This is a genomic window from Haemophilus sp. HMSC071C11 (assembly GCF_001837655.1).
GTDB classification, from domain to species: domain Bacteria; phylum Pseudomonadota; class Gammaproteobacteria; order Enterobacterales; family Pasteurellaceae; genus Haemophilus; species Haemophilus influenzae.
In genome coordinates this window covers 1-430 of record NZ_KV833415.1, presented here as the reverse complement: position 1 = coordinate 430, position 430 = coordinate 1, and the positions used below count along the sequence as shown (strand labels likewise).

Genomic DNA, 430 nt, shown 5'->3' with positions numbered 1-430 from the left:
TCTTTGGCTAAAGATTTATTTACTTGAACACCTTTTCCCGAAAGATATGAGAATCCCAACATAACTTGAGCACCTCCATATCCCTGCTCCGCCGCTTTGCGATGCCATTTCACCGCTTTGAAATAATCTTGTTTTATGCCAAGTCCTCCGTCATACATCATGCCCAAACCATTTTGAGCCTTTGCATTTCCCTGCTCTGCCGCTTTGCGAAACCACTTCACCGCTTCAACACCATCTTGTTTTACGCCACGTCCGATTGCATACATCGCACCCAAATTTAATTGAGCATCTGCATCCCCCTGCTCCGCCGCTTTGCGATACCAGTTCACTGCTTTGAAATCATCTTGTTTTACGCCAAGTCCTCTTTCATACATCATGCCCAAACCACCTTGAGCCTGTGCATCTCCCTGCTCCGCCAGAGGTAACCAAA

At 46.7% G+C, this 430-nt stretch carries 1 protein-coding gene; it reads right to left on the bottom strand.

Annotated elements, in window-relative coordinates; all coding sequences use genetic code 11:
• Positions 1–430: tetratricopeptide repeat protein (locus HMPREF2644_RS05150; RefSeq protein WP_143422619.1), on the bottom strand; the 430-nt coding region annotated here is incomplete at both ends.